Source organism: Microbispora sp. H10830 (genome assembly GCF_014161375.1).
Classification (GTDB): Bacteria; Actinomycetota; Actinomycetes; order Streptosporangiales; family Streptosporangiaceae; genus Microbispora; species Microbispora catharanthi.
Genome location: NZ_JABBWX010000009.1, coordinates 174,656 through 197,144, shown reverse-complemented (window position 1 = coordinate 197,144; position 22,489 = coordinate 174,656). Strand labels below are relative to the sequence as shown.

General features: G+C 69.7%; 21 protein-coding genes. 13 read left to right on the top strand and 8 right to left on the bottom strand.

What is annotated here, in order from left to right:
* Positions 1-60 precede the first annotated feature (60 nt).
* Positions 61-615, top strand: coding sequence for a helix-turn-helix domain-containing protein (locus HHX35_RS23360; protein ID WP_310739252.1), 555 nt, complete (start codon positions 61-63; stop codon positions 613-615).
* A gap of 63 nt (positions 616-678) precedes the next feature.
* Here HHX35_RS23360 and HHX35_RS23355 read toward each other — a convergent pair whose 3' ends face one another.
* Together HHX35_RS23355 and HHX35_RS23350 are read right to left on the bottom strand one after the other, a co-directional pair.
* Positions 679-1,830, bottom strand: a complete 1,152-nt coding sequence (locus HHX35_RS23355) for a HAMP domain-containing sensor histidine kinase (protein WP_182900881.1) — start codon at positions 1,828-1,830, stop codon at positions 679-681.
* Positions 1,827-2,489: a response regulator transcription factor gene (locus tag HHX35_RS23350; protein WP_182900880.1), complete on the bottom strand. Its 663-nt coding sequence runs from the start codon at positions 2,487-2,489 to the stop codon at positions 1,827-1,829. The genes HHX35_RS23355 and HHX35_RS23350 overlap by 4 nt, the downstream gene beginning before the upstream one ends.
* 140 nt (positions 2,490-2,629) lie before the next feature.
* Here HHX35_RS23350 and HHX35_RS23345 point away from each other — a divergent pair, with 140 nt between their 5' ends.
* From HHX35_RS23345 to HHX35_RS23330, 4 genes are all read left to right on the top strand, one after another.
* Positions 2,630-4,162 (top strand): hypothetical protein, encoded by a 1,533-nt coding sequence (locus HHX35_RS23345; protein WP_182900879.1) that lies wholly within the window; start codon positions 2,630-2,632, stop codon positions 4,160-4,162.
* Between the two features lie 178 nt (positions 4,163-4,340).
* Positions 4,341-6,401 carry a cellulose binding domain-containing protein gene (locus HHX35_RS23340; RefSeq protein ID WP_182900878.1) on the top strand — a complete coding sequence of 687 codons (2,061 nt, stop codon included), beginning with the start codon at positions 4,341-4,343 and terminating at the stop codon, positions 6,399-6,401.
* A 60-nt stretch (positions 6,402-6,461) separates the two neighbouring features.
* Positions 6,462-6,839, top strand: a complete 378-nt coding sequence (locus tag HHX35_RS23335; protein ID WP_182900877.1) for a MerR family transcriptional regulator — start codon at positions 6,462-6,464, stop codon at positions 6,837-6,839.
* Complete coding sequence (locus HHX35_RS23330) at positions 6,836-7,816, top strand: aldo/keto reductase (protein ID WP_182900876.1); 981 nt, start codon at positions 6,836-6,838, stop codon at positions 7,814-7,816. The genes HHX35_RS23335 and HHX35_RS23330 overlap by 4 nt, the downstream gene beginning before the upstream one ends.
* A 231-nt stretch (positions 7,817-8,047) precedes the next feature.
* Here the strand turns inward: HHX35_RS23330 and HHX35_RS23325 are convergent, their stop codons facing one another.
* Positions 8,048-8,878: an MOSC domain-containing protein gene (locus HHX35_RS23325; RefSeq protein WP_182900875.1), complete on the bottom strand. Its 831-nt coding sequence runs from the start codon at positions 8,876-8,878 to the stop codon at positions 8,048-8,050.
* A gap of 376 nt (positions 8,879-9,254) precedes the next feature.
* Between HHX35_RS23325 and HHX35_RS23320 the strand changes: the two genes are divergently transcribed.
* From HHX35_RS23320 to HHX35_RS23295, 6 genes are all read left to right on the top strand, one after another.
* Complete coding sequence (locus HHX35_RS23320; RefSeq protein WP_182900874.1) at positions 9,255-10,379, top strand: sensor histidine kinase; 1,125 nt, start codon at positions 9,255-9,257, stop codon at positions 10,377-10,379.
* Positions 10,380-10,387: 8 nt separating this feature from the next.
* The gene (locus tag HHX35_RS23315; RefSeq protein WP_310739249.1) at positions 10,388-11,098 is read left to right on the top strand and encodes a response regulator transcription factor; all 711 of its coding nucleotides are present in this window, start codon (positions 10,388-10,390) and stop codon (positions 11,096-11,098) included.
* Positions 11,099-11,158: 60 nt separating this feature from the next.
* Positions 11,159-11,479 carry a hypothetical protein gene (locus HHX35_RS23310; RefSeq protein WP_182900873.1) on the top strand — a complete coding sequence of 107 codons (321 nt, stop codon included), beginning with the start codon at positions 11,159-11,161 and terminating at the stop codon, positions 11,477-11,479.
* On the top strand, positions 11,480-12,271 hold the full coding sequence (locus HHX35_RS23305) for a S9 family peptidase (RefSeq protein ID WP_182900872.1): 792 nt from the start codon (positions 11,480-11,482) through the stop codon (positions 12,269-12,271).
* Positions 12,272-12,381: 110 nt separating this feature from the next.
* On the top strand, positions 12,382-13,197 hold the full coding sequence (locus tag HHX35_RS23300; protein ID WP_182900871.1) for an alpha/beta fold hydrolase: 816 nt from the start codon (positions 12,382-12,384) through the stop codon (positions 13,195-13,197).
* Positions 13,198-13,219: 22 nt separating this feature from the next.
* A complete protein-coding gene (locus HHX35_RS23295; RefSeq protein WP_182900870.1) occupies positions 13,220-14,020 on the top strand; it encodes a MerR family transcriptional regulator in 801 nt (266 codons plus the stop codon).
* Here HHX35_RS23295 and HHX35_RS23290 read toward each other — a convergent pair.
* Positions 14,017-15,504 (bottom strand): MDR family MFS transporter, encoded by a 1,488-nt coding sequence (locus HHX35_RS23290; protein ID WP_182900869.1) that lies wholly within the window; start codon positions 15,502-15,504, stop codon positions 14,017-14,019. The genes HHX35_RS23295 and HHX35_RS23290 overlap by 4 nt on opposite strands.
* A 92-nt stretch (positions 15,505-15,596) precedes the next feature.
* Between HHX35_RS23290 and HHX35_RS23285 the strand changes: the two genes are divergently transcribed.
* Entirely contained in the window at positions 15,597-16,232 is a 636-nt protein-coding gene (locus HHX35_RS23285; RefSeq protein ID WP_182900868.1) for a TetR/AcrR family transcriptional regulator, read from the top strand.
* A gap of 212 nt (positions 16,233-16,444) precedes the next feature.
* Here the strand turns inward: HHX35_RS23285 and HHX35_RS44720 are convergent, their stop codons facing one another.
* Together HHX35_RS44720 and HHX35_RS23275 are read right to left on the bottom strand one after the other, a co-directional pair.
* Positions 16,445-17,092 carry a YdeI family protein gene (locus tag HHX35_RS44720; RefSeq protein WP_220505761.1) on the bottom strand — a complete coding sequence of 216 codons (648 nt, stop codon included), beginning with the start codon at positions 17,090-17,092 and terminating at the stop codon, positions 16,445-16,447.
* Between the two features lie 128 nt (positions 17,093-17,220).
* Positions 17,221-17,658, bottom strand: coding sequence for a carboxymuconolactone decarboxylase family protein (locus tag HHX35_RS23275; protein ID WP_396780641.1), 438 nt, complete (start codon positions 17,656-17,658; stop codon positions 17,221-17,223).
* Positions 17,659-17,849: 191 nt separating this feature from the next.
* Between HHX35_RS23275 and HHX35_RS23270 the strand changes: the two genes are divergently transcribed.
* The gene (locus tag HHX35_RS23270) at positions 17,850-18,800 is read left to right on the top strand and encodes a YafY family protein (RefSeq protein WP_182900866.1); all 951 of its coding nucleotides are present in this window, start codon (positions 17,850-17,852) and stop codon (positions 18,798-18,800) included.
* Between the two features lie 161 nt (positions 18,801-18,961).
* Here HHX35_RS23270 and HHX35_RS23265 read toward each other — a convergent pair whose 3' ends face one another.
* Positions 18,962-20,734, bottom strand: a complete 1,773-nt coding sequence (locus HHX35_RS23265) for an ABC transporter ATP-binding protein (protein ID WP_182900865.1) — start codon at positions 20,732-20,734, stop codon at positions 18,962-18,964.
* Entirely contained in the window at positions 20,731-22,488 is a 1,758-nt protein-coding gene (locus HHX35_RS23260; RefSeq protein WP_310739247.1) for an ABC transporter ATP-binding protein, read from the bottom strand. Before HHX35_RS23260 ends, HHX35_RS23265 begins: the two co-directional genes overlap by 4 nt.
* Between the last annotated feature and the right edge of the window lies 1 nt (position 22,489).

The following is a 22,489-nucleotide window of genomic DNA, read 5'->3' as shown; positions in this document are numbered from 1 at the left end:
TAACAGATCTCCAAATATCTGCAACATATAGTCTCAGTTAGTGGCGGTACTGTTTCCCGTGTGGGACACAACAGGCCGCTGAGGGCGGACGCCGAACGCAGCATGCGAGCGATCATGGCGGCGGCGGAAGAGGTGTTGAGCGGCAACCCGCTGGCCACGATGGAGCAGGTCGCCGAGGCGGCGGGCGTGGCCAGGGCCACCGTGCACCGCAGGTTCGCCAGCCGCGAGGCGTTGATCGAGGCCATGGAGCTGGCCGCGTGGCGGGAGATCCAGGAGGCGGTGCTCGCCGCCCGCCCGCACACCGCTCCTGCCCTGGTGGTGCTGCACCAGGCCACCGCCACCATCGTGCAGATCAAGCTCGGCTGGCGCTTCACCCTGGCCCGCGAGCTGCCGCTCAGCCAAGAGGCCCAGGCTGTGCAGGCCGAGGTGATGAAGGTGTGCGAGGCGGTCTTCGGCAAGCTGCTGGGCCCCGACGCCGACATCGTGTGGGCCAGGCAGGTCTACCTTGCGCTGCTGGGGGAGGCCGCGCACTCCGCGCTCCCACACTCCGATCCCGACGCGCTGGCCACGAAGGTGATCGACACCCTCATGCACGGCGTCTCAGGTCGTAGGTGACGGTCCTGGCGGGTTGCCGACGATGCGAGCGCCGGGCGGGAGCCGTGGGCGTGAACATGTCGATCAGGCGGTGAGGTGCGTCCGGCGTGATTCGACTGTCGCTGCATCCGGTCGCCAACGACAGGCCGCGAACCGCACGGTGATGGACAGGCCGCCTTCGGGGCGCGCGCCGGCGGTGAGGGTGGCGCGGTGAGCTTGGGTGACGGCATCGACGATGGCCAGGCCGAGGCCGTAGCCGTCGCGGCGGCCGTGACGTTCAGGCGCGAGTTTCTGGAAGGGGTGGAAGAGGCGCTGGATCTGGTCTCCGGGGACGACCGGCCCGGTGTTGGCCACGGTAAGGGCCACCTGCGCGCCGGAGGTCTGCGTGGTGACCTTCACGTGCCCGTCTGCGTGGTTGTGGCGGATGGCGTTGTCGATGAGGTTGGCGACCAGGCTTTCCATCAGTCTCGGGTCCCCGGCCGTCACCGCGGGCGCCAGATGTTCGGCAAGGTCGATGCCTGCCTCCCTTGCCTGGTCGCGGCGGGAGGCGAGCACTCCTTCGACGACGTGGGCGAGGTCGACGGTGTCCCAGCGGGTGACGCCGCGCTCGCTGGTGGCCAGGGTGAGCAGTGCTTGGACGAGCCGCTCCTGGTGTCCGCCCAGAGCGAGGGCCTCCTGGCAGGCCGAGCGCAGGGCTTCGGCGTCGGCGTCGGGGTCGGCGAGGGCGACTTCAAGAAGGGTGCGCAGACCGGCGAGCGGGGTGCGCAGCTCGTGGGAGGCGTTGGCGACGAAGTGGCGCTGGGCGTCGAAGGACGATTCAAGGCGCGCGAACAGGTCGTCCAGGGTGTGGCCGAGTTCGGTCAGCTCGTCCGTGGGCTCGCCGAGGTCGAGACGCCGGTGGAGGTTTCCGGCGGAGATGACTTTGGCGGTCGCGGTGATGGCGCGCAGCGGGCGCAGGAACCGGCCGGCGACGTACCAGCCGAGAGCCAGGGCGACGGGAATCAGAACGACCAGGGCGACGGCGGATCCCGCGAGGAGCTGGGGCAGGCTGATCCCGGACCCGGTTTCGGTGATCGCGCTCGATGAGGGGTGGCCCTCGGGCCTGGCTGCCTGGATGCTGACGAGCGGGAGGTCGACGAATACGAGCACCACGACCCCGGCCGCGTAGATGCCCGCCGCGTAGGCGAGCGCGAGCCGCTTCTGCAAGGACCTTCTGGCGAGTTGCCGGCAGGTCATGACGGTCCGATGCGGTAGCCGCCTTCGCGGATCGTCTCGATGACGGGCGGGTCGCCGAGCTTGGCCCGTAAGCGGTGCATGGTGTGCTTGACGGCACTGCTGAAGGGGTCGGCGGCCTCGTCCCAGACGCGTTCGAGCAGTTCTTCCGCGGAGATGACCAGGCCGGGCACCGCGAGCAGGCATTCCAGCAGGCCGAACTCCCGCGGGCTCAGCTCGAGGCGCCGGCCGGCCCGGAACGCGATACGACGGGCCGGATCAAGGGTGATGTCCCCGCACACCAGGGTGGGCGGTAGCGGCGGGGTGGCGCGACGGGCCAGTGCGCGGACGCGGGCGACCAGTTCGGCGAACGCGAAAGGCTTGGGCAGATAGTCGTCGGCGCCGAGGCTGAGCCCGTCGACACGGTCTTCGATCGTGCCGGAGGCGGTAAGCATCAGTACGCGGGTCTCGCAGCGGCCGCGGGCGAGTCGCCGGCAGATCTCGTCCCCGTGGACGCCCGGCAGGTCGCGGTCGAGGATCACCACGTCGTAGCGGGTGACGGCCAGGCGGTCGAGGGCGGCGGTTCCGTCCAGGACGACGTCGACGGCCATGCCCTCGCGGCGCAGCCCGGTTCCGATGGAGCGGGCGAGGACCTCGAAGTCCTCGACGACGAGGACCCTCACCGCCGCTCACCGCCGGCCGTCGTGCGGGCGGTGCGGCCGGGTTCAGGTGCCATGCCCGCCACGATGCCAGATTCCCGGTCGCAGCCGGGTCGCAGCCGCTGGGACCTCGCCGAGACCGGGTGCCCCGTACAACCGTCGGCATGAATCCATTCACGCCTCACCGCTCCGGCCGGCGGGCCGGGCAGGACGGCTTCCCCCGTGTGCTGCACGCGGAGTGGACCACGTTCCGCACCGCGCGCGGCTGGGTGCTCGCCATGGCGGCCTCCGTGCTGGTGACCGTGTCGCTCGGACTGCTGGTCGCCGGGGGCGTCCGCACCGCTTGCGTGACCGGGAAGGGCGAAGGCCCCTGCCCCGCGCCCGTGGTGGGACCCGACGGCACGGCGGTCAGGGACAAGTACTACTTCGTGCACCAGCCGCTCAAGGGAAACGGCAGCATCACCGCCCGTGTGTCGGACATGACCGGGCAGATACGGCGGCCGGACGCCGTACCCGGGGTGCGCAACATCGAGGAGGGGGTGGTGCCGTGGGCGAAGGCCGGGCTCCTCGTCAGGCAGAGCCTCAAGCAGGGCACACCGTATGCCGCCGTCATGCTCACCGGAGATCACGGCGTGCGGATGCAGTACAACTACGTCCACGACGTGGCCGGCGGTCCGCACAACGGCCCGCAGTGGCTGCGGCTGACCAGATCGGGCGACACCATCGGCGGCTACGAGTCGGACGACGGCAAGACGTGGACCGAGGTCGGCACGGTCAAGCTGACCGGGCTGCCGGAGACGGTCGAGATCGGGCTGTTCGCCACCTCGCCAGGCGTGCTGTGGGATATGGCGAAAGCCTTCTCCCAGGTCACCGCCACCTTGGACCAGATCGGACTGCAGGGCGCCAACGGTTCGTGGCGCCGCGACGACGTCGGCGTCGGCATGGAGTCCGACGGCAAGACCCCGCACCACCCGGGCGGGGCCGTCGAGTCCGGCGACAAGCTCATCGTGACCGGGGGTGGTGACATCGGGCCCGCCACGGTGGAGGGCGGCATACGCGCCGACCTCGTGCTGATCGGCGGGGCCGTGGGGCTGATCCCGGTGCTCGTGGTGGCGGTCACGTTCTTCACGGCGGAACACCGGCGCGGGCGCAACAGGACCAGCCCGCCGGCCGCGCCGCATCCGGCGCGGCCGCTGGCGGCCAAGGCCATGGTGGTCGGCGTGGTCACGTTCGTGGCGGGGCTGGTGACCTCGGGGGTCGTGGTCCCCGTCGGCCTGGCGATACTGCGCGCCAATCAGAACCCGGTTCAGCCGATCACCTTGAGTACCGAGCTCCGGGTGATCGTCGGCTACGCGGCGCTGGCCGCGGCCGCCGCCGTGCTGGCTCTGGGCCTCGCCGCGCTGGTCAAGCGGGCCGTCGTCGCCATCGGGCTGGCCATCGCGCTGGTCGTCGTGCCCTACCTGCTGGCGACCGCGGGCTGGGCGCCATGGCTGCTGATGATCACCCCTGCCGCCGGGTTCGCGATCATGCAGAGCGTCCCCACGTTCGCACATGTGGACGTCGGCCCGTCGCTACTAGAGGGCTATTACCCGCTCCCGCCCTGGGCTGGTTTGACCGTGACCTGCGGATATGCCGCCCTCGCCCTCGGGGCGGCGATAGCCGTACACGCCCGGCTGGATCACTCGGAGCCTGGGTGAGCCGCCCTGAGCTCCCGGCACAGCCGGGCCGTGCCGCCACCTGCGGCATTCTGCGTGAAAGTTGCACGACCCGCCTAACTCTGCCGCAGCTCAGGGCCCCACCGGGGGGCTTCTGCTTGACCGCTCCAGACGTCCTGATCATGATCACACGGGCAAGATCCTCCAGAAAAGGGACGTAATGAGCACCCTGCGCATCGCCAGGCCGGCCATCGCACTCCTCACGGGCGCAGCGGTGGCCGCCCAGGTCCTCACCGGCGTACCCGCCGCCACCGCCGACACCGCGCCCGTCAACGTCACCGTCAACACCCGCGCGGGCCTGGCCGCCGCGTCCGACACCGCTGTGGGCGCCAACCATGCGATCTGGGACAGCAATCTCGGCACGAACGAGACCGCCGACCTCCTCAAGGCCGCCGGCGTCAAGATGCTGCGCTACCCGGGCGGGTCGTACGCCGACATCTACCACTGGAAGACCCACACCGCCCCGGGCGGCTACGTCGCCCCCGGCACGGACTTCGACACCTTCATGCGGGCTGCGCAGCGCACCGGCGCGCAGCCTCTGGTCATCGCCAACTACGGCACAGGAAGCGCCGCGGAGGCCGCCGACTGGGTGGAGTACGCCAACGTCACCAAGAAGTACGGCGTGAAGTACTGGGAGATCGGCAACGAGAACTACGGCAACGGCCACTACGGGGCCAACTGGGAGGCCGACGACCACGCCGACAAGAGCCCCGCCGAGTACGCCAGGAACCTCGTGCAGTACGCGGACGCCATGAAGGCCGTCGACCCGACCATCAAGATCGGCGCGGTGCTCACCACCCCCGCCAACTGGCCCGACGGCATCGTCGCCGCCGGCGACCAGGCCACCTGGAACGACACCGTCCTGTCGGTCGCCGCCTCGAAGATCGACTTCGTCATCCTGCACTGGTATCCCGCGCACAACGACGTGGCCGACGTCCTCACCAAGACCGCGCACATCCCCGACATGCTCTACCTGGTCCGCAAGCAGATCGCCAAGCACGCCGGCGCCCGCGCCGGCGACATCGGCATCGCGATGACCGAGATCAACAGCGGGATCGCGCCGAACACCCAGCCCGGCGCGCTGTTCGCCGCCGACGCCTACGCCGGCCTCATGGAGCAGGGCGTGTTCACCATCGACTGGTGGAACGTCCACAACGGCGCCGGCACCATCAGCACCGTCGCCGGCCACACCGACTACGGCGACTTCGGCATGCTGTCCAGCGGCACGTGCTCGGGCGACACCTGCGAACCCCCGCTGAACACGCCCTTCGCCCCCTACCACGCGCTTTCCATGATCAGCGCGTTCGCCCGCCCCGGCGACCGGTTCGTCCGCGCGGCGACCGACGAGCCGCTGGTCGCCGCGCACGCCGCCCGCCGCCCCAACGGCGACCTCGCCGTCCTGCTGATCAACCGCGATCCGGACGGCGAACACCAGGTGAAGATCGACTATGACGGGTTCACCCCCGCCGGCGAAGCGCCCACGGTGCAGACCCTCATCAACGGCGCCACCTCGGTCAGCACCGGCCACGGCGGCACCGCCACCACCCAGACCCTCCCGCCGTACTCGCTGACCACGCTGGTGCTGCACCCGGCCACCGCCACCACGGGCGCCCCCGCGGCCCCCGGGCAGCCCACCGCGAGCGACGTCACCGACAAGACCGCCGCCATCTCCTGGCCCGCCGCCGCCCCCGGCGCGAGCCCCGTCGCCAAGTACGAGATCCACCGCCAGAACGGCGCCGTCACCGAGCAGCTCGGCGAGACCTCCGGCACCTCCTTCACGGTCCGCAACCTCGTCCCCGGCACCCGTTACACGGTCAACGTCATCGCCCGCGACACCGCCGGCCGCGTCTCCTGGGCCTCCGCGCCGCTCACCTTCACCACCGGCACCCCCGGCGAGAGCTCCTGCTCGGTACGCCTGAGGGACACCAGCGACTGGGGCAACGGGTTCGTCGCCACCGTGGATGTCACCAACACCGGCACGGCCGCCGTCGACGGCTGGACGCTCCACTTCACCTGGCCCACCGGGTGGCAGACCGTCAGCAGCGGATGGAGCGCCAACTGGACGCAGAACGGGACCTCGGTGAACGTCACCAGCACCCCGGACAACGGTAAGCTCGCACCCGGCGCGAGCACCTCCATCGGCTTCGTCGGCGCCTACAGCGGCCCCAACGTCTTGCCGGCCGCCTTCACCCTGAACGGCACCCTCTGCACCGCCCAATGAGGTGCGCCCGATGATCTCCAGCTTGACTTAGAGCGCGCTCTAACTCCCAGACTGGTCCCCATGGACGACGGCATGACCATCGCGCAAGTAGCGCAGCGTACCGGCCTCACCGCCCACACGCTGCGCTACTACGAACGCGCCGGCCTCATGCTGGAGCCGCCGCCGCGCGGCGACAACGGCCACCGGCGCTACACCGAGCGGGACGCCGAGTGGATCGCGCTGCTCACCCGCCTGCGGGCGAGCGGCATGCCCATCGCCGCGATGCGCCGGTACGCCGAACTCGTCCGAAGGGGCCGGGACACCTACGTGGCCCGCAAGGAGCTGCTCGAGGCCCACCGGGCCGACGTCATCGCCAAAATCGAGCAGCTCCGAAGCGATCTCGAGATCGTCGACTACAAAATCGACCTCTACAGCCGCAGAATCATGGGAGAAGAATGAAGCAGCACACGCTCGGCCAGGGCCTTCGAACCTCGGCGCTCGGCCTGGGCTGCATGGGGATGAGCGACTTCTACGGTCCGGGCGACGAGTCCGAATCGATCCAGACCCTTCACCGCGCGCTCGACCTGGGGATCACCCTCCTCGACACCTCCGACGCGTACGGGCCGTTCACCAACGAGAGGCTCGTCGGCAAGGCCGTCGCCGACCGGCGCGACCAGGTGGTGCTGGCGACCAAGTTCGGCATCGAGCGTCTGCCCGACGGCACCCGTGTGGGCGTCAACGGCCACCCCGACTACGTGCGCCGCTGCTGCGACGCCTCGCTGCAACGGCTCGGGGTCGACCACATCGACCTGTACTACCAGCACCGCGTCGACCCCGGCGTCCCCGTCGAGGAGACCTGGGGCGCCATGAAGGAGCTGGTCGAGGCCGGGAAGGTCCGCCACCTCGGCATCTCCGAGGCCGCGCCCGCCACCGTGCGCCGCGCTCACGCCGTCCACCCCATCACCGCGGGACAGTACGAGTACTCCCTGTTCACCCGGGACATCGAGAACGAGCTGCTGCCCACGCTCCGGGAGCTCGGCATCGGCCTGGTCGCCTACAGCCCCCTCGGCCGCGGCCTCCTGACCGGTGCGATCACGAACACCGGGGAGCTGTCCGGCGACGATTTCCGTCACCACAACCCCCGCTGGCAGGGCGACAACTTCGCCGCCAACCAGGCCCTGGTGGCCAAGGTCGGCGAGATCGCCGCCACGCTCGGAGCGACCCCGGCCCAGGTCGCCCTCGCCTGGGTGCTGACCAGAGGCGGGGACGACGTCGTGCCGATCCCCGGCACCAAGCGGGTCACCCGGCTGGAGGAGAACGTCGCGGCCCTCGAGATCAAGTTCGAGCCGGACCACCTCGACGCGCTCGACGCCCTCGCCGGTCAGGTCTCCGGCGACCGGTACAACCCGGCCGGAATGAGCACCGTCAACCACTGACCGGGCACGGAGGCCCGGCACGAACCTCGTGCCGGGCTCCACCTGTTGCTGGTGGCCATCAACAGGATCAGCGTGGCGCGCTCCGCCGGGACGACACCCCGCTCAATACCCTGGGCATTTTGGGCGTCACGGCCTCCACTGCTCCGTCGGCGTCAACGGCCTCGCCGGCCACAGGCGAAATAGTCACAGATCGCTACCGCTGATTGCTTTACTCAGCCTCCTCGAAGGCCGTCAGGGCTCGGTGGCGAGCACGGTCACCGGGTCGCCGACCTGGATTTCGCCGTAGTCACGGGGGACGAAGCGGACACCGAACCAGGTCTTGCCGTCCCAGCGGCGGTGGCGGGCCAAGGTGCGGAGGGGTTCCTTGCCCTTTTCCAAGGTGGTGGGGTCGTAGGTGGGCACGGCGCAGCGGTCGCAGAGTTCGGACATGCGGAAGCGGAGGGCGCCGATGCGGATCTCGCGCCAGGTGTCCTCGACGTAGGGGGCGAAGCCGTCCACGACGAGGTTGGGGCGGAAGCGGGCCATGTCGAGGGGGGCGGGGACCTCCTCCTGACGTTCGAGGGCGCCCTCGGTGATCCAGTCGTCGAGCCGGCGGAGGGAGGAACGGGAGGTGAGCAGGAAGGGGGCGTCCCCGGCCAGGCTGACGACGTCGCCGGGAAGGCCGCCGTGGGAGGCCGGGACGGCGCAGCGGCGGGGGTCGTCGAGCCAGACGAGGCGGGCGGGTTTCCCCAACAAGCGGGTGAACCAGGCGTGGGCCTCCGGGTGGGCGAGGACCACCGTGTCCACTTCCACGAAGTGGACGGGGACGTGCTCACCGGTGGCCGGGGGGACCTTCAGCTGCGGCAGACCGGGGGCCTCAAGCAGGAGGCCGTCCTCGGCGGTGGGGGTGGCCACGACGGAGAGCAGTCGCGGATTCTCCCCGACCCAGTGCAGGTTGCCCGATTCGTCCACCACGGCCCACCGGCGATCCCCCGCCAGCCCCCACGGCTCCACGACCGCCGAATCAACAATCCACCCAGAAACCGACTTAACCGGATATCTGCGGATCTCGGCCAGCTCCATTTCGCCAGCCTACGTCCGAGAATCACTCCTCGAAAGCCGTGAGCTGCGGTCGTTTCGCCGTCATATTGCCCACGACGAAGTGCCGCGCAGCCGTCGCCCCAGCCACTGCCCGGGGTGTCCCCGCAGGCACGCCGCTTCCTTTCGGCGCTTGACCCGCGCATCCACCCGCTCTCTGTACGGCGCGCCTTTCGCCGGCCGTCCTCCGCCGGAGAACGGCGAATCACACAATCACAGAGTGGACCTCATTGGCAGGAAACCACCGGCGCCGAAATTCCGCAGGCGCGAGTGGGCACTCGTGAACGTTTCACCATGGAGCCGGCCGGTCTCGCTCTCAGGAGTGAGGCCACGGCCACCGGGTGTCGGGGATACTGGCCGGATGCGTCGTGTACCTCCCACGGTGGTCGACGCGGTACTCGCGATCGGGTGCTTCCTCAGCATCATGATCATGGCCGTGCTCAATCATCGCCTGGAGTGGTGGGTGGCCGCCCTGGCCGCGGTGAACACGCTGCCGCTCCTGTGGCGGAGGCGGTTCCCCCTGCTCGTGAGCACCGTGACGGGGATCGGCACCGGCGCTCTCTTCCTCACCGACTCGATGGGCGGGATCCCCGCCGCGTCGCTGATCGCGACCTACGGCCTGGCCTCACTGTCCCCGGCCGCGCGGATGCTGGCCGGGGTGCTCGGCACCATCGCGGGGTTCGCCTCCGCGGCGGTGCTGCAGCATCACCAGCCGCTCAGCTACGGGCCCACTGCGGCGGCGTTCGTCGTCGCCTACGCCCTGGGCACCGGCGCGCGAGCGCGCAGGGACCGTATCGCCGTCCTCGAAGAGCGTGCGCGGCGGCTCGCCGAGGAGCGGGAGGTCGCCGCCGTACGCGAACGGGAGCGCATCGCACGGGAGATGCACGACATCGTCGCCCATGCGATGAGCCTGGTGATCCTGCAGGCGGAGGCCGGGCCCGTGGCGCTGCGCACCGACCCGGCCAAGGCCGAGCGGATCTTCGACACGATATCGACGACCACCAGGGACGGCCTGTCCCAGCTCCGCAGGGTGCTCCTCGCACTCAGGTCCGAAGGGGCCGAGCGCCACCCGCAGCCCGGCATCGAGTCCCTCCCCTCCCTGATCGAGGGGGTGCGGCAGGCCGGGCTCGACGCCACCTTCGAGGAGCGCGGCGAGCCCCGCCCCTGCCGCTCCGACCTCGCCGTCACGGTGTACAGGATTGTGCAGGAGGCACTGTCGAACACGATCAAGCACGCCGAGGCGACCCGGGTGCGGGTCCGCCTCACGTGGCGGGACGATGCCCTCGACCTGGAGGTCCACGACGACGGGCGCGGCGTGAGCGGAGAGCGCGGGCATGGCGGGCATGGCGGGCACGGACTGATCGGCATGCGCGAGCGCGTGGCGGTGGCCGGCGGCCGGCTCGTCACCGGCTCAGACGGGACGGGCTTCCGCGTTGCCGCCAGCCTGCCGCTCGCCGGCGCTCTCACAGACTCGCGGGCTCCATAGACTGAGGCGTGCCGACGCAGAACAGCATCCGGGTGCTCATAGCCGACGACCACACCCTCGTCCGCGACGGCCTGGCCATGATGCTGGCAGAGCAGCCCGACCTCGAGGTGGTGGGCGAGGCCGCCGACGGCGCCGAGGCGATCAGCGCGGCCCGCGAACTCGAGCCGCACGTGGTGCTGATGGACGTACGGATGCCGAAGGTCGACGGCATCGCGGCGACCGCTGAGATCTGCCGCGACACCACCGCGAAGGTGCTGGTCCTGACCACATTCGACCTCGACGAGTACGTCTACGACGCGCTGCGTGCGGGCGCGAGCGGCTTCCTGCTCAAGGACATGCGGCGAGCCGAGCTGGTGGAGGCGGTCAGGGTCATCTCAGCGGGTGAGTCGCTGCTCGCGCCGACGGTGACCAGGCGGCTGATCGGCGACGTGGTGGGCCGCTCGCGCCCCGCCGCCGCACGCCCCACCGCACACCCTGCCACCGCACACCAGGCCGACGACCGCAGGCTGGCCGCGCTCACCGCCAGGGAACTCGAGACACTGCGCCAGGTCGCGCGAGGCCTGTCCAACGCGGAGATCGCCGCCGAGCTGTTCGTCACGGAGCACACCGTGAAGACGCACGTCAGCAGCGTGCTGGCCAAGTTGGGCCTGCGCGACCGGGTGCAGGCGGTGGTGCTCGCGTACGAGTCGGGGCTGGTCACGCCCCGCTCTCAAGAGTGAGGCGGGATCCCGCTCCTACGGGTGATCCACCGGCCCGTGCCCTACGCCCAGCATGAGGACATGAAGCGAAAGTTGCTCGTGGCCGCCTCCGCGCTGACGGTCCTGGTGATAGGAGGGATGGGAGCGGGTGCCTGGTATGTCAGCGACGTCACGCTGGTGCCGAAGCACCCGGAGACGATCACCTATCCCGAGGTCGTCCTGGGCGTGACGGACAGGACCATCACCGTCACCGCGTCCGCCGCCACCACCCGCCCTGGCACGTGGTCGCTCAACTGGAGCAGCGGCTCCGCCATGGTTGGCGACATCGTCAAGAGGTCGGCCGGCCGGGTGGAGCGCGTGCGTGTCAGCGGTCAGACCCCGCCGACCGGGATCCGCGCGTAGATGTACATGACCTACAGCGGCGACCCGAAGACGGCGCTCGGCCTCGACTTCACCGAGATCATGGTGCGGACCGAGTTGGGCGACGCGCCCGCATGGTACGTGCCCGCGCGTGGCGACACTTGGGCGATCACCGTGCACGGCAGCAACGCCTACCGCAACTCCAGCCTGCACGCCATCGCGACCATGCACCGGGTCGGCATGCCGGTGCTCGACATCACCTACCGCAACGACCTCGGCGCGCCCGCGTCGCCGGACGGATTCCTGCACCAGGGCGAGTCGGAGTGGCGTGACCTGGAGGCCGCGATACGCAAGGCGCAGTCCATGGGCGCCAGGCACATCGTGCTCTACGGCGGCTCGATGGGCGGCGCGATCGTCGGCCAGCTGCTCACCCGCTCTCCCCTGGCGGACGTGGTCTCGGCCGCCGTGCTGGAGAACCCGGAGATCAGCAGCCGGCGTACCGGTGAGTTCGCCGCTGCCCAGATGCACATGCCGTCGTTCATGGTGCCGGTCATGGAGCAGGTCATCGACTGGCGCGGCGGCTTCGACATCGGCACGATCGACCTGCTCGGCCACCCGCCGCGGGTGAAGCCGCCCACGCTGCTGCTCATGGGCGACGCCGACAAGGAGCATCCGGTGGAGACGGCACGTGAGCTGGCCAAGGCGTCGAGCGCGATGAACTGGCCGATCCAGTACGAGGAGTTCCCCGGCGCCGGCCATTCCGAGATCTGGAGCACCGACCGCGAGCGCTACGACCGCACGCTGGCCGCCTTCCTCACCCGCACCGAGAGGTGAGCACCTCAGTGCGACTGCGGCGTTGGACAGGGTGCGGATGGCGTCTGCGCGTACGTCATGTCGCCGCGCCGCTTGACCCTGACGCTGGGTCAATCTCTCAGCATCGCGGCATGACCACGAAACCCAGTGCAATCGAGATCCACCACGACGGCGTCACGATCCCGGTGTCCCGCGACGGCCAGGGACGACCGCTGGTCCTGTGCCCTGGGCTGAACTCGACACAGGCCGACCTACACGAGCTGGCCGAGCTGCTACGGCGCGACTACGACGTGGTGACCTTCGACCTGCGGGGACACGGCCTCGCCTCGGCCGCCGACCGGTACTCCTTCGAGGCATTCCTCGGCGATCTCGGCGCAGTGATGGCGGAGCTGGGAAACCGAGGCCTGCCCGCGGCGCCCGTACTGGTGGGCTACTCGCTGGGCGCTGACCTGGCGGTTCACTATGGCGCCGAGCATCCCGGCACCGTCGCCGGGCTCGTTCTCATCGACGGGGCGAACCCGGTGCCCGAACCGTTCATCACCGAGGCCGTCCTGCCGGAGTTCCGCGCCATGTGGGAGGATCTGGCGGCGCAGCGGGAGGCCGAGCGGGCGGACACCGCACGTCAGGTGTCGCTCACCGCCCAGGACATCCTCGACCTGAACCTTGAGATCGATGTGATTCGGTCCGAGATCCTCGACCGGTACAAAAGGATCGACCGGCCCATCAGCATGATCATGTCGACCTCGATGGCCGGCGACAGCGGCGAAGGGCACGCGCCGCGGTTCAACCGGATCTGGCGTGCCGGCGTCGCGCGGCTTGTCCGCGAGCACCCGCACATCGCCACCACATGGCTCGACGCCGACCACCGGCTGGTCTTCACCCACGCCCCGGAAATCGCCCAGATCATCCGTAGTGCAGAAGGCCCAGCCGGCCAGGCGACCTCTTAAGCGACTCCTGGAGACTGGTGTCATGCTGACCATCGGCGAGCTGGCGTCCTACGCCGGAGTAACGGTGCGCGCGGTGCGGCACTACCACGCCAAGGGGTTGCTGCCGGAGCCAGAGCGGGACCGCTCCGGCTACCGCAGATACGGCGCCGGCGCCGTGATCGAGCTGATCAAAATCCGAACCCTCGCCGAGGCCGGGGTCCCGCTGGCGCGAGTGAGGGAGCTGCTGCGGGTCGGCGAGGAGGAGTTCGCCGCGGCGATCGAGGACATCGACAGGCGGCTGCGTGCGGAGATCCGGGAACGGCAGCGGCACCGCGAGCGGATCGCCCGCCTCGCCTCCGGGGACAGCCTGACGCTACCCCCAGAGGTGGTCGAGTATCTCGACCGGCTGCGGGCGCTCGGGGTCGACGAGCGGATCGTCCAGGCCGAGCGTGACGGCTGGATCCCGCTGGCCGCGCACTCACCCGCGCGAGTCCCGGAGTGGATGGCACGCAAGCGGGAGCAGCTCGACGACCCGCGGCTCGTCGACTTCTACCTCACCCTGAGCCAGGCTCTCGACCGAGCCGACGACGACCCGCGGCTGGTCGAGCTGGCCGACAAGCTGGCCGTCTACATCACCCGTATGGCCGACGAGCGAGGCGAGGACTATGTCGACGACACCGATATCGAGTCACCGCTTGTCAAGCTGATGGACAGACTGGCGTTCGACACTGTGCCGCCGGCGCGCCGGCTGATCGAGCTGCTGAAGCAGCGAGGCTGGACCGGCTGGACCAAGCTCGTGCGCGTGGCCCCGAGACCGGGTGCGGCTCCCCCCACGGCTTCCTAACGCGACTGGCCGTTCGGTTGCTTCTCGGCCCTCGCCGCTCGGCTGCTTGCGGTCTCGTCGTTGTGCACCGGCTTCGCGGCCGGCCGGTGGCTCGCCGGCTTATCGGCCGGAAGAGTCATGGCAGGGATGACCGCGGCCGTGGCGATACCGATCGCCCACCAGAACGCGCCCCGGAAGGCACCGGTGGCGCCGTGGCCGAGGAGCGACTGCAGGACGACGGCCACGATCGCGGTGCCGAACGAGGCGCCCACCTGCTGGACGATGCGGGTGCTCATAGTGGCGTGCGGGATGCCTGCCGGTTGGACGTCCTGGTAGGCGATGGACATCGGCGGGATCAGCACCGCCCCGATCCCCAGACCGCGAACCAGCAGCACGGCTCCCAGCCACCACAGGCTCGTGCCCGGCCCGGCAAGCGCGAACGGAACGGTAGCGACGGCGGTGAGCAGGAAGCCGGCGATCGTCAGGGCCCGCGCCCCGAACCGGTCGACCAGCTTGCCGATCACGAAGCGCGAGGCGAGCGCACCCACACCCTGCGGGATCATCAGAAGCCCGGCATCCAGCACACTGTCGCCCCGCAGCTGCTGGTAGTACAGCGGCAGTAGGAACATGCCGGCGTACATCGCCGCACCGGCGGTGAACAGGACCGCGGAGGCGCTGCCGAGCGAGCGCACGCGCAGCAGCCGCACGTCGACGATCGGCTCGCGCTCACCAGGCCGTGACGCCCAGGCGATGAACGCGGCAAGCAGGACGACCCCGGCCGGCAGCGGCACCGGCACCCCGGCGTGGCCGATCCCGCCATCCTCGGACAGCTGCGAGAGGCCGAGCAGGATCCCCGTCAGCGCCGGCGCGAGCAGCACCAGGCCGATCCAGTCCAGGCGCCCGCGCCCGGCCGAGGAGCCGGGGCGGTCGCCGGGCAGGAACCGCCACGCCAGCAGCAGCCCGGCGGCGATCACGGGCACGTTGATGAGGAACAGCCAGCGCCAGCTCAGCCAGTTCAGGATCACGCCGCCGATCACCGGGCCGAGGATCGGGCCGAGCGCGATCGGCAGACTGACGGCCGCCATCAGCCGGCTGCTGACATGCCCGCCCGCGGCTCTCACTGCGAGCGTCTGCATCAGCGGGAAGATCAGCCCGGCACCCAAGCCCTGCAGTGCCCGGAAGCCGATCAGGCTGGCGTCGTTCCACGCCACCGCGCACAGCACCGAGGCGAGCACGAACAGCACCAGCGCGGCCATCCAGACCCGCTTGCCGCCCCAGCGGCGCTCCGCCCACCCGGTGACCGGGATCGCGACGGCCATCGCCAGCAGGAAGCCGGTGGTGACCCACTGGATCGTGTCGGCGGTCGAGTGCAGCTTCACTGCCAGCGTGTGGATCGCCAGCGTCACCATCGTCGAGTCGAGGATCGCCGCGATCCCGCCCACGACCAGCGCGATCAGCGCGTTTTTCACCTGCGACGGCAGCTTCGCCTCGGTGGTCTCCGTCATCGCCCTGCCTCCGAAATAAGAGTTGAATCCATCTCTTATGCGGAGAGTAGAGCGCCTTGATAGGGAATGCAAGCCTTCCTTATAGTGGACCCGTGACCACATCCGCCGCCGCGACCTCTCGCCAACGCCGACGCGGGCCCGAGCTCGAGGCCGCGTTGCTGGACGCAGCCTGGGACGAGCTGGTCGAGATCGGCTTCGCGAAGCTGACCATGGAGTCCGTCGCCTCCCGCGCCAGCACCGGCATCGCCGTGCTGTACCGCCGCTGGGCCAACAAGGACCAGCTCGTGCTCGCCGCGCTCGAGCACTACCGGAACAGCCACCCGGTCGACGTCCCCGACACCGGAACCCTGCGCGGCGACCTCCTCGCCGCACTGACCGGCATGGGCGAGGCCCGCGCCGCCTTCTTCGCCATCGCCGCGGCCGCCGCCTTCTCTGGGCTAGTGGCCGACACCGGGCTCACCCCCGCCGAGGTGCGCGACCGGATCATCGGCGGCCAACGGCTTTCACGCGTTCGGAGCATCTACCAGCGGGCCCATGACCGGGGCGAGATCGACCTGGAACGGATCCCTTCCGCGGTGCTCGCCATGCCGTTCGACCTGGTGCGCCACGACCTGCTGATGGACCTCGAACCCCTGGAGCCCGCACGCATCCAGTCGATCATCGACGAGCTCTTCCTGCCCCTCGTCCACAGCCACCACAACGCGCCGGGTTCGGCAGGAGCCGCCTGACCTCACTCATGCCCCGGCGCCCGGAGGGGTTCGGGCCGCCTGGTGACGGGGTCCTGGTAGCCCTGGCCGATTGCGCCCGGCCGCTGTTGAGCCGAGCCTGTGCCCATGACGGGTTCTTGAGGGGCTGGGTAAGGTTCCGGGTCAGGCCGAACGGCGAGCCGCCATGTGCGTGGGCTTGGAGGAGCGAGGCGGGGAGAGGAGTGGGCCGGCATTCAACTGCCGAGGGTGCGCTTTTGTGGGTGGATCGCCTCGCCGCGGGCGAGCATGTCGACGAACTGGGTGATACGGCGGGCTCGGGTCTCGGCGCGTTTGGCGTTCGCGATCCGATAGAGAACGGCGTAGCGGTTTTGGGAGGTGAGGATGTCGAACATCGCTTGTGCCTGGGGTTTCGCGGCCAATGCGGCGGCCAGGTCGGCTGGTACCTCGATGCCGGCTTGTCCCGCGTAGGCCGTGTCCCAGCGGCCGTCGGCCTTGGCGCGTTCGACCTCGGTCATTCCGGCCGGATGCATCCGGCCCTCGCTGATCAGACGGGTGACGATGGAAACGTTCCGCGCTGACCAGGCACTTTGCCTTCCGCGAGGGGTGAAGCGCCGATAGAAGGTGATCTCATCCCGCCGTCGTAGCCGACCATCGATCCAGCCGTGGCACAGGGCTTCGTCGAGCGCCTGGTCATAGGTCAGGCTGGTGGGCTGGGTCGTGTTCTGCTTGGCGAGGACCAGCCACACCCCTGCCGAGCTGTCGTGGTGCCTGCTGAGCCACTCCCGCCAGGCTCGGGCATCGGTAACGGTCAGTTCCAGTAGTTCGTTACTCATCGTCATGTGCCCCTGGTGATCATCAAAGGTATGGTTGTCGGCGGTCACCCGAAGGTGGGAGTCCAGGACGGGGGCCTGCCGGAAGTGGCGCTGGATCGGTCAGCGGTGGAGCTGGCCGATCACACCCTTCGCCACGTCGCCACCGCGGCCTCTGGACGGATGACGCCCGCCCGCCTTCACCAGGTCTTGCCGGCCTGCTCCCGGATCGTGTGGTTGATCCGGTTGAAGAAGTTGGTGATTGCGATGTTCAGGATGATCGCGGACATCTGTTTCTCATCGAAGTGGGTGGCAGCAGCGTCCCAGATCTCGTCGGTCACGCCCGGCGCGCCGTCCTGGATCCGGGTGGCGGCCTCGGTCAGCGCGAGCGCCGCCCGCTCCGCCTCGGTGAAGAACGGGGTCTCGCGCCACGTCACCACGTTGTGCAGCCGCTCGTCGGTCTCTCCGTGCTTCTTCGCCGATGCGACCCCGGCGAACACACACGGGCTGCAGCCATTGATCTGGCTGGCCCGCAGATGGACCAGCTCGAGCACGAGCGGGTCGACGCCACCGGCGTGAATCGCCTTGTGGAGATGCTGGATCCCTGTGATCACGTCGGGATTCGCCACGCTCTTCATGCGTGCTTCCATGGGTCCTGCCCCTCGTCGGTTGACGTGCACCCATCCGGGCCCGTCATCTAACAACGCACCTCGGCGGAGGTCATCGTCGTCGTAATGGACTTTTCGGCCGAGGAGTTCTCGGTCATGCCGGCGACGTTACGGTATGACCCGGTCAAAAACGGTCCTGGTTATCGAGCAGACTGTTAGCCGTGGTCAACACCTCGGCGCGGCTGCTGCGGCTGCTTTCTCTGCTGTCAACGCGGCAGTCCTGGACGTGCGCTGATCTTTCCGCCCAGCTGGAGATCACCGAACGGACGGTTCGCCGGGACATCGCCCGGCTACGTGAACTCGGCTACGGCATCGAATCGGAGATGGGCCCATGGGGCGGCTACCACCTCGGGCCCGGAACCAGCATTCCGCCACTGATCCTTGACGAGGAGGAGGCCCTCGCGGTCGCTGTCGGGCTGCGCACCGCCGCCTTCAGCGGAGTCTCCGGCAGCGACCAGGCAGCCCTGTCGGCGCTGCTGAAACTACGCCAGGTGCTGCCGGCCAGGATCGCAGGCCGGCTCGGCGAGCTGGACGCCGCGTTCACCCACACCGCACGACCCGACGACAGCCAGATCTCCCCCGCGCTGCTGCTCGACCTGGCCACCGCGTGCCGGCGAGGCGAACGCACCCAGTTGACCTACCGCGACAGGGCCGGAACGACGTCCACCCGACGAGTAGACCCCTACCGGCTCATCTACACAGGCCGCCGCTGGTACCTACTCGCCTACGACCCGACGCGGCAGGACTGGCGCACCTTCCGTACCGATCGCATCATCGATGCCACAGCCACCGGGCAGGCCACTGCCCTGCCCGACCCACCAGATCCAGCACAGATGGTGAGCAGGGGGATCGCGCTGAGGCCCTACCCGGTGCGGGTGACCATCCGCCTGGCCGTACCGGCCGATGAGGCCCGCAGGCTGGTGCCACCAACGGTCGGCGTCCACCACCCGGACGGCGATGACGCCACGATCATCGACATCGGGGGGCCAGACGCCGACAGCCTGGCCCGCTACCTGCTCAGCCTCGGCCGACCACTCCAGATACTGCAGCCAGAAGAGGTCCGCCAGGCATTCCTCGCCCGCACACGACAACTCCTCAAGGACAACCAGTAACACAAACCCCCGCCGCCGGAACCCCGTGACGAACCCTTTTCGGCACGTCACGGTCCCGCCTTTCTCGACGCCCAAAGCGCGGCGGAACTCCATGTCGAGGTCATCGCGGTGGCACGCCCCTCCGACCGGGCGCGTTGTATACACAACCTTTGACTACGCGCTCAGACGAAGTACCGGGCCTGCAGGCGGAACAACTCGGCGTAAAGTCCGTCGGCCTCACTCAGCGTGTCGTGAGTGCCGACCTCGACGACCCGGCCGCCGTCCAGAACCACGATGAGATCAGCCGCCCGGGCGGTGGTGAAGCGATGCGTGACGAGGATGGTCACCCCGCCTTCCAGGCGGCTCAAGTCGGCGTACCGCTGGAACAGCCACTCCTCGGCCCGTGCGTCGAGGCTGGCGGAGGGCTCGTCCAGGACCCGCAGCAGCGGCGCCTGCCGCATCGCCGCCCGGGCGTTGGCCACCGTCTGCCACTGGCCCCCTGACAACCCCTCGCCGGCCCACGATTCTCGCCCGAGCCGGGTCTCCAGGCCCTCGGGCAGCGAAGCGCGAAGCTTGTCCCCGCCGGCCGTCCGCAGCGCCTCGAGGATCCGCTCCGAGTCGTCGCGATGCTCGAGCCAGCCCAGCCCGATCGTGTCCTTCAAGGACATCTCGATGTGTACCGGCTCCTGGAAGGCCACCGTGATCCGGGCGCGCCAGTCCTCCGGCGCGAACTGCGCGAGATCGGTCCCGTCCACCAGGACGCGCCCCGCGCTCGGCCGGTAGAGGCCGCTGAGCATCTTGACGAGCGTCGACTTCCCCGCGCCGTTCTCGCCGACCAGGGCCACCACGGCGCCGGCCGGGAGCTCGAGGTCGATGTCGTTCAGTGAGGGCTGATCGCGGTTCCAGTACTGGAAGCTGAGACCCTCCACCTTGATGCCGCCGTCCAGCCGGGCCGGCACCGTCACCGGCGTGGCCGGCACGACGGCCGCCCGCTCCACGGCGCCGTCCTCCACCACGTCGAGGAACGCCCGGGCTGCCCGAAGCGACTCCAGTGTCCAGAAGGTCAACGTCAACGAGCTCTGCACCTGCCCGGTTATCTGGCTCGCGACGGCGATGGCCGCGACGACGAGGCCCAGCGAGGCCTCGCCGGCCAGGCCGGCCCGCACCATCAGGACGATGGCGGTCGCGTACGCCAGCACGAAGAACAGCCAAGCCAGCGCGACCGGCACCCGGGTCCGTCGATCGGTCCGGGCGATGTCTCGGCCTCCGGAGTCCCACTCCTCGCGGTGCCTGCGCCGCAGCTCGCTCGCCAGTCCGAAGAGGCGGGTCTCGCGACCGGGTGCGGCCGCGGTGGCGAGCGTGAACAGATGACCGGCCAGCCGGGTCCGGGGCGTGGCGCGCTGCACGGCCCGACCGCGCTCCCTGTCCGCCGCCTGGGTGGCCAGCACAGCGGGGACGGCGAAAAGCGGCAGCACGGCGAGGATGGGAACGACCGAGGCCATCAGGACGGCCGAGGCGATCAGGGCCAGCGCGGCTCCGGCCAGCCACAGCAACCGGTCGAAGGCCGGCCCGATGTCGCCCCGCGCACCACGGACCGCCGCCGCCTTTTCCGAACGGCTCGAACGCTCGTGGATCTCCAGCGTCGGCGTGGTGCCGACCACGTCGATGAACTGGCGCTCGACTTCGTTCTGGATCTCCTCCTGCAGGCGAAGGCGGGTGAAATAGCCGGCGATGAAGGTGCCCTGGGTGAGCATCACGAAGATCGCCACACACAGCGCAAGTGTCACCGCACCGCTGGTCGAATGCCGGCTCGCCACCTCGCTGAACAGTCCGAGCAGCACCGCGAGACCGACCCCGGTGACCTGTTCGAGAATCGCCACCGCCACCACGAGCAAGGACCGGACCCAGTCGATGCGGGGTCCGGTCGTGAGGACGAAGCGCAGGGCGCTGATCAAGACGGGGTCTCCTCGAAACGCTTCGCCTGCAGGCGGAACAGCTCGGCGTACCGGCCGTCGGCAGTGATCAGATCCTCGTGCGTGCCATCCTCGACGATCTGGCCGTTATCGAGCACGACCACCCGCTCCGCCTTGCGCACGGTCGCGAACCGATGCGAGATCGCGACGGTGGTGGCGCCCGCGGTGAGCTCGTGGAACGTGTCGTAGAGCTGAGCCTCGGCGCGGGCGTCAAGGCTCGCGGCCGGCTCGTCCATGATCAGCAGCCGTGCGCCGTGCCGCAGACCGAACAGCGCCCGGGCGATGGCGATGCGCTGCCACTCCCCGCCCGACGCGTCGACCCCGCCGTCGAAGCCACTGGACATCACCGTGTCCCAGCCCTTCGGGAGTCCCTCGATGAACTTCAGGAGCCCGGCCTGGCGCGCCACAGCCCGCAGGCCCTCCTCGTCGTCCGCATGGTCCAGGGAACCGAAGGCGATGTTGTCCCGCACGGTCAGCTCATAGCGGCCGAAGTCCTGGAAGACGGCGACCACCTGACGCTGCCAGCTCCGGCGGTTGGCGTCCTCGATCGGTGTCGCACCGACGCGCACGCACCCCCCGCTCGGAGCGTCCAGGCCGGCGATGAGCCGGGCCAGCGTCGTCTTGCCGGCCCCGTTGAGACCGACGACGGCGAGCGACTGACCCGCGGGAATGGCGAGGTCGATACCGTGGAGCACCTCGCCGGAGGCGCCACCGTAGCGGAAGCGCAGATCCTCGCAGGAGATGGTCTCGACCGGCGCCGGCCAGGGATCGGTGTCAGGCCCGACCGGCGTCGCCACGACCGGAAAAGCGAACGCCTCGGCGGCCGCCTTCGAGCCGAAGCCGATGCGAAGGTCGTCCTCGTCCGCCCGGAGCACCTGGAGGAGCGCCCGGACGGCAAGGCCGCCGAGCGCCATATCACCCACCGTCGAGCCTCCGGTTGCCGCCCGATACCCCAGGTAGTAGAAAACCGAGGCGACCGTGACGCCGGTGACCACGACCACAGTGACAACGAACAGGCGATGCTCACGCCGCCGTTGCCAGACCTCCATCATGTTCACGCGCCACTCCGACTGGTAGGCATCGCGGAAGAAGGCCGCGAGGCCGAACAGACGGACTTCCCGGGCCACACCCGGCGTGGTCGGCACATCCCGCAAGTAGGACGTACGGCGCAGTTTCGTCGTCTGACTCACGGTCTCGATGACGGCGATCCGGTAGTTCCGGACCAGCCGGGAGTGGATCACGACGAAGACCGCGAAGACGATGAGCCCCAGCCCCCAGGTGACACGGGTAAGCAAAGCCGCGGAGCCGATGCTGGTCACCCACAGCGAGGCCCTGGTGGAGAAGCCGAAGATCGCTTCCCCGGGCGGCATGTCGATGGTCCCATTGCCCCGGGCACGCTCGATCCGGCCGAGGTAGGCCGGATCCTCGAGGTGGCCGATGGTGGCCGGCCCGGAGGCGGCCATCATCACTCGCTCGCTGAGCCGGCCGGTGACCCGGCGGCCGAGTGCCCGGCCCAGAGCCGTCCGCGCGGACTCGGTGATATGAGTGAGGAAGAACAGCACGACGATGAGGACGACCCAGCGATAGCACTCCCGCGCCGCCGGGGTGCCCAGCCCTTGGCCGATCGCCGAGGTGAGCCCGTCCACCAGCTCACCGATCCCAATGGTGATGCCGACCGGGGCCGCACCGGCGAGGACGGCCAAGACCGTGGTCAGGGTGGTCAAGGCCGGTGCCACC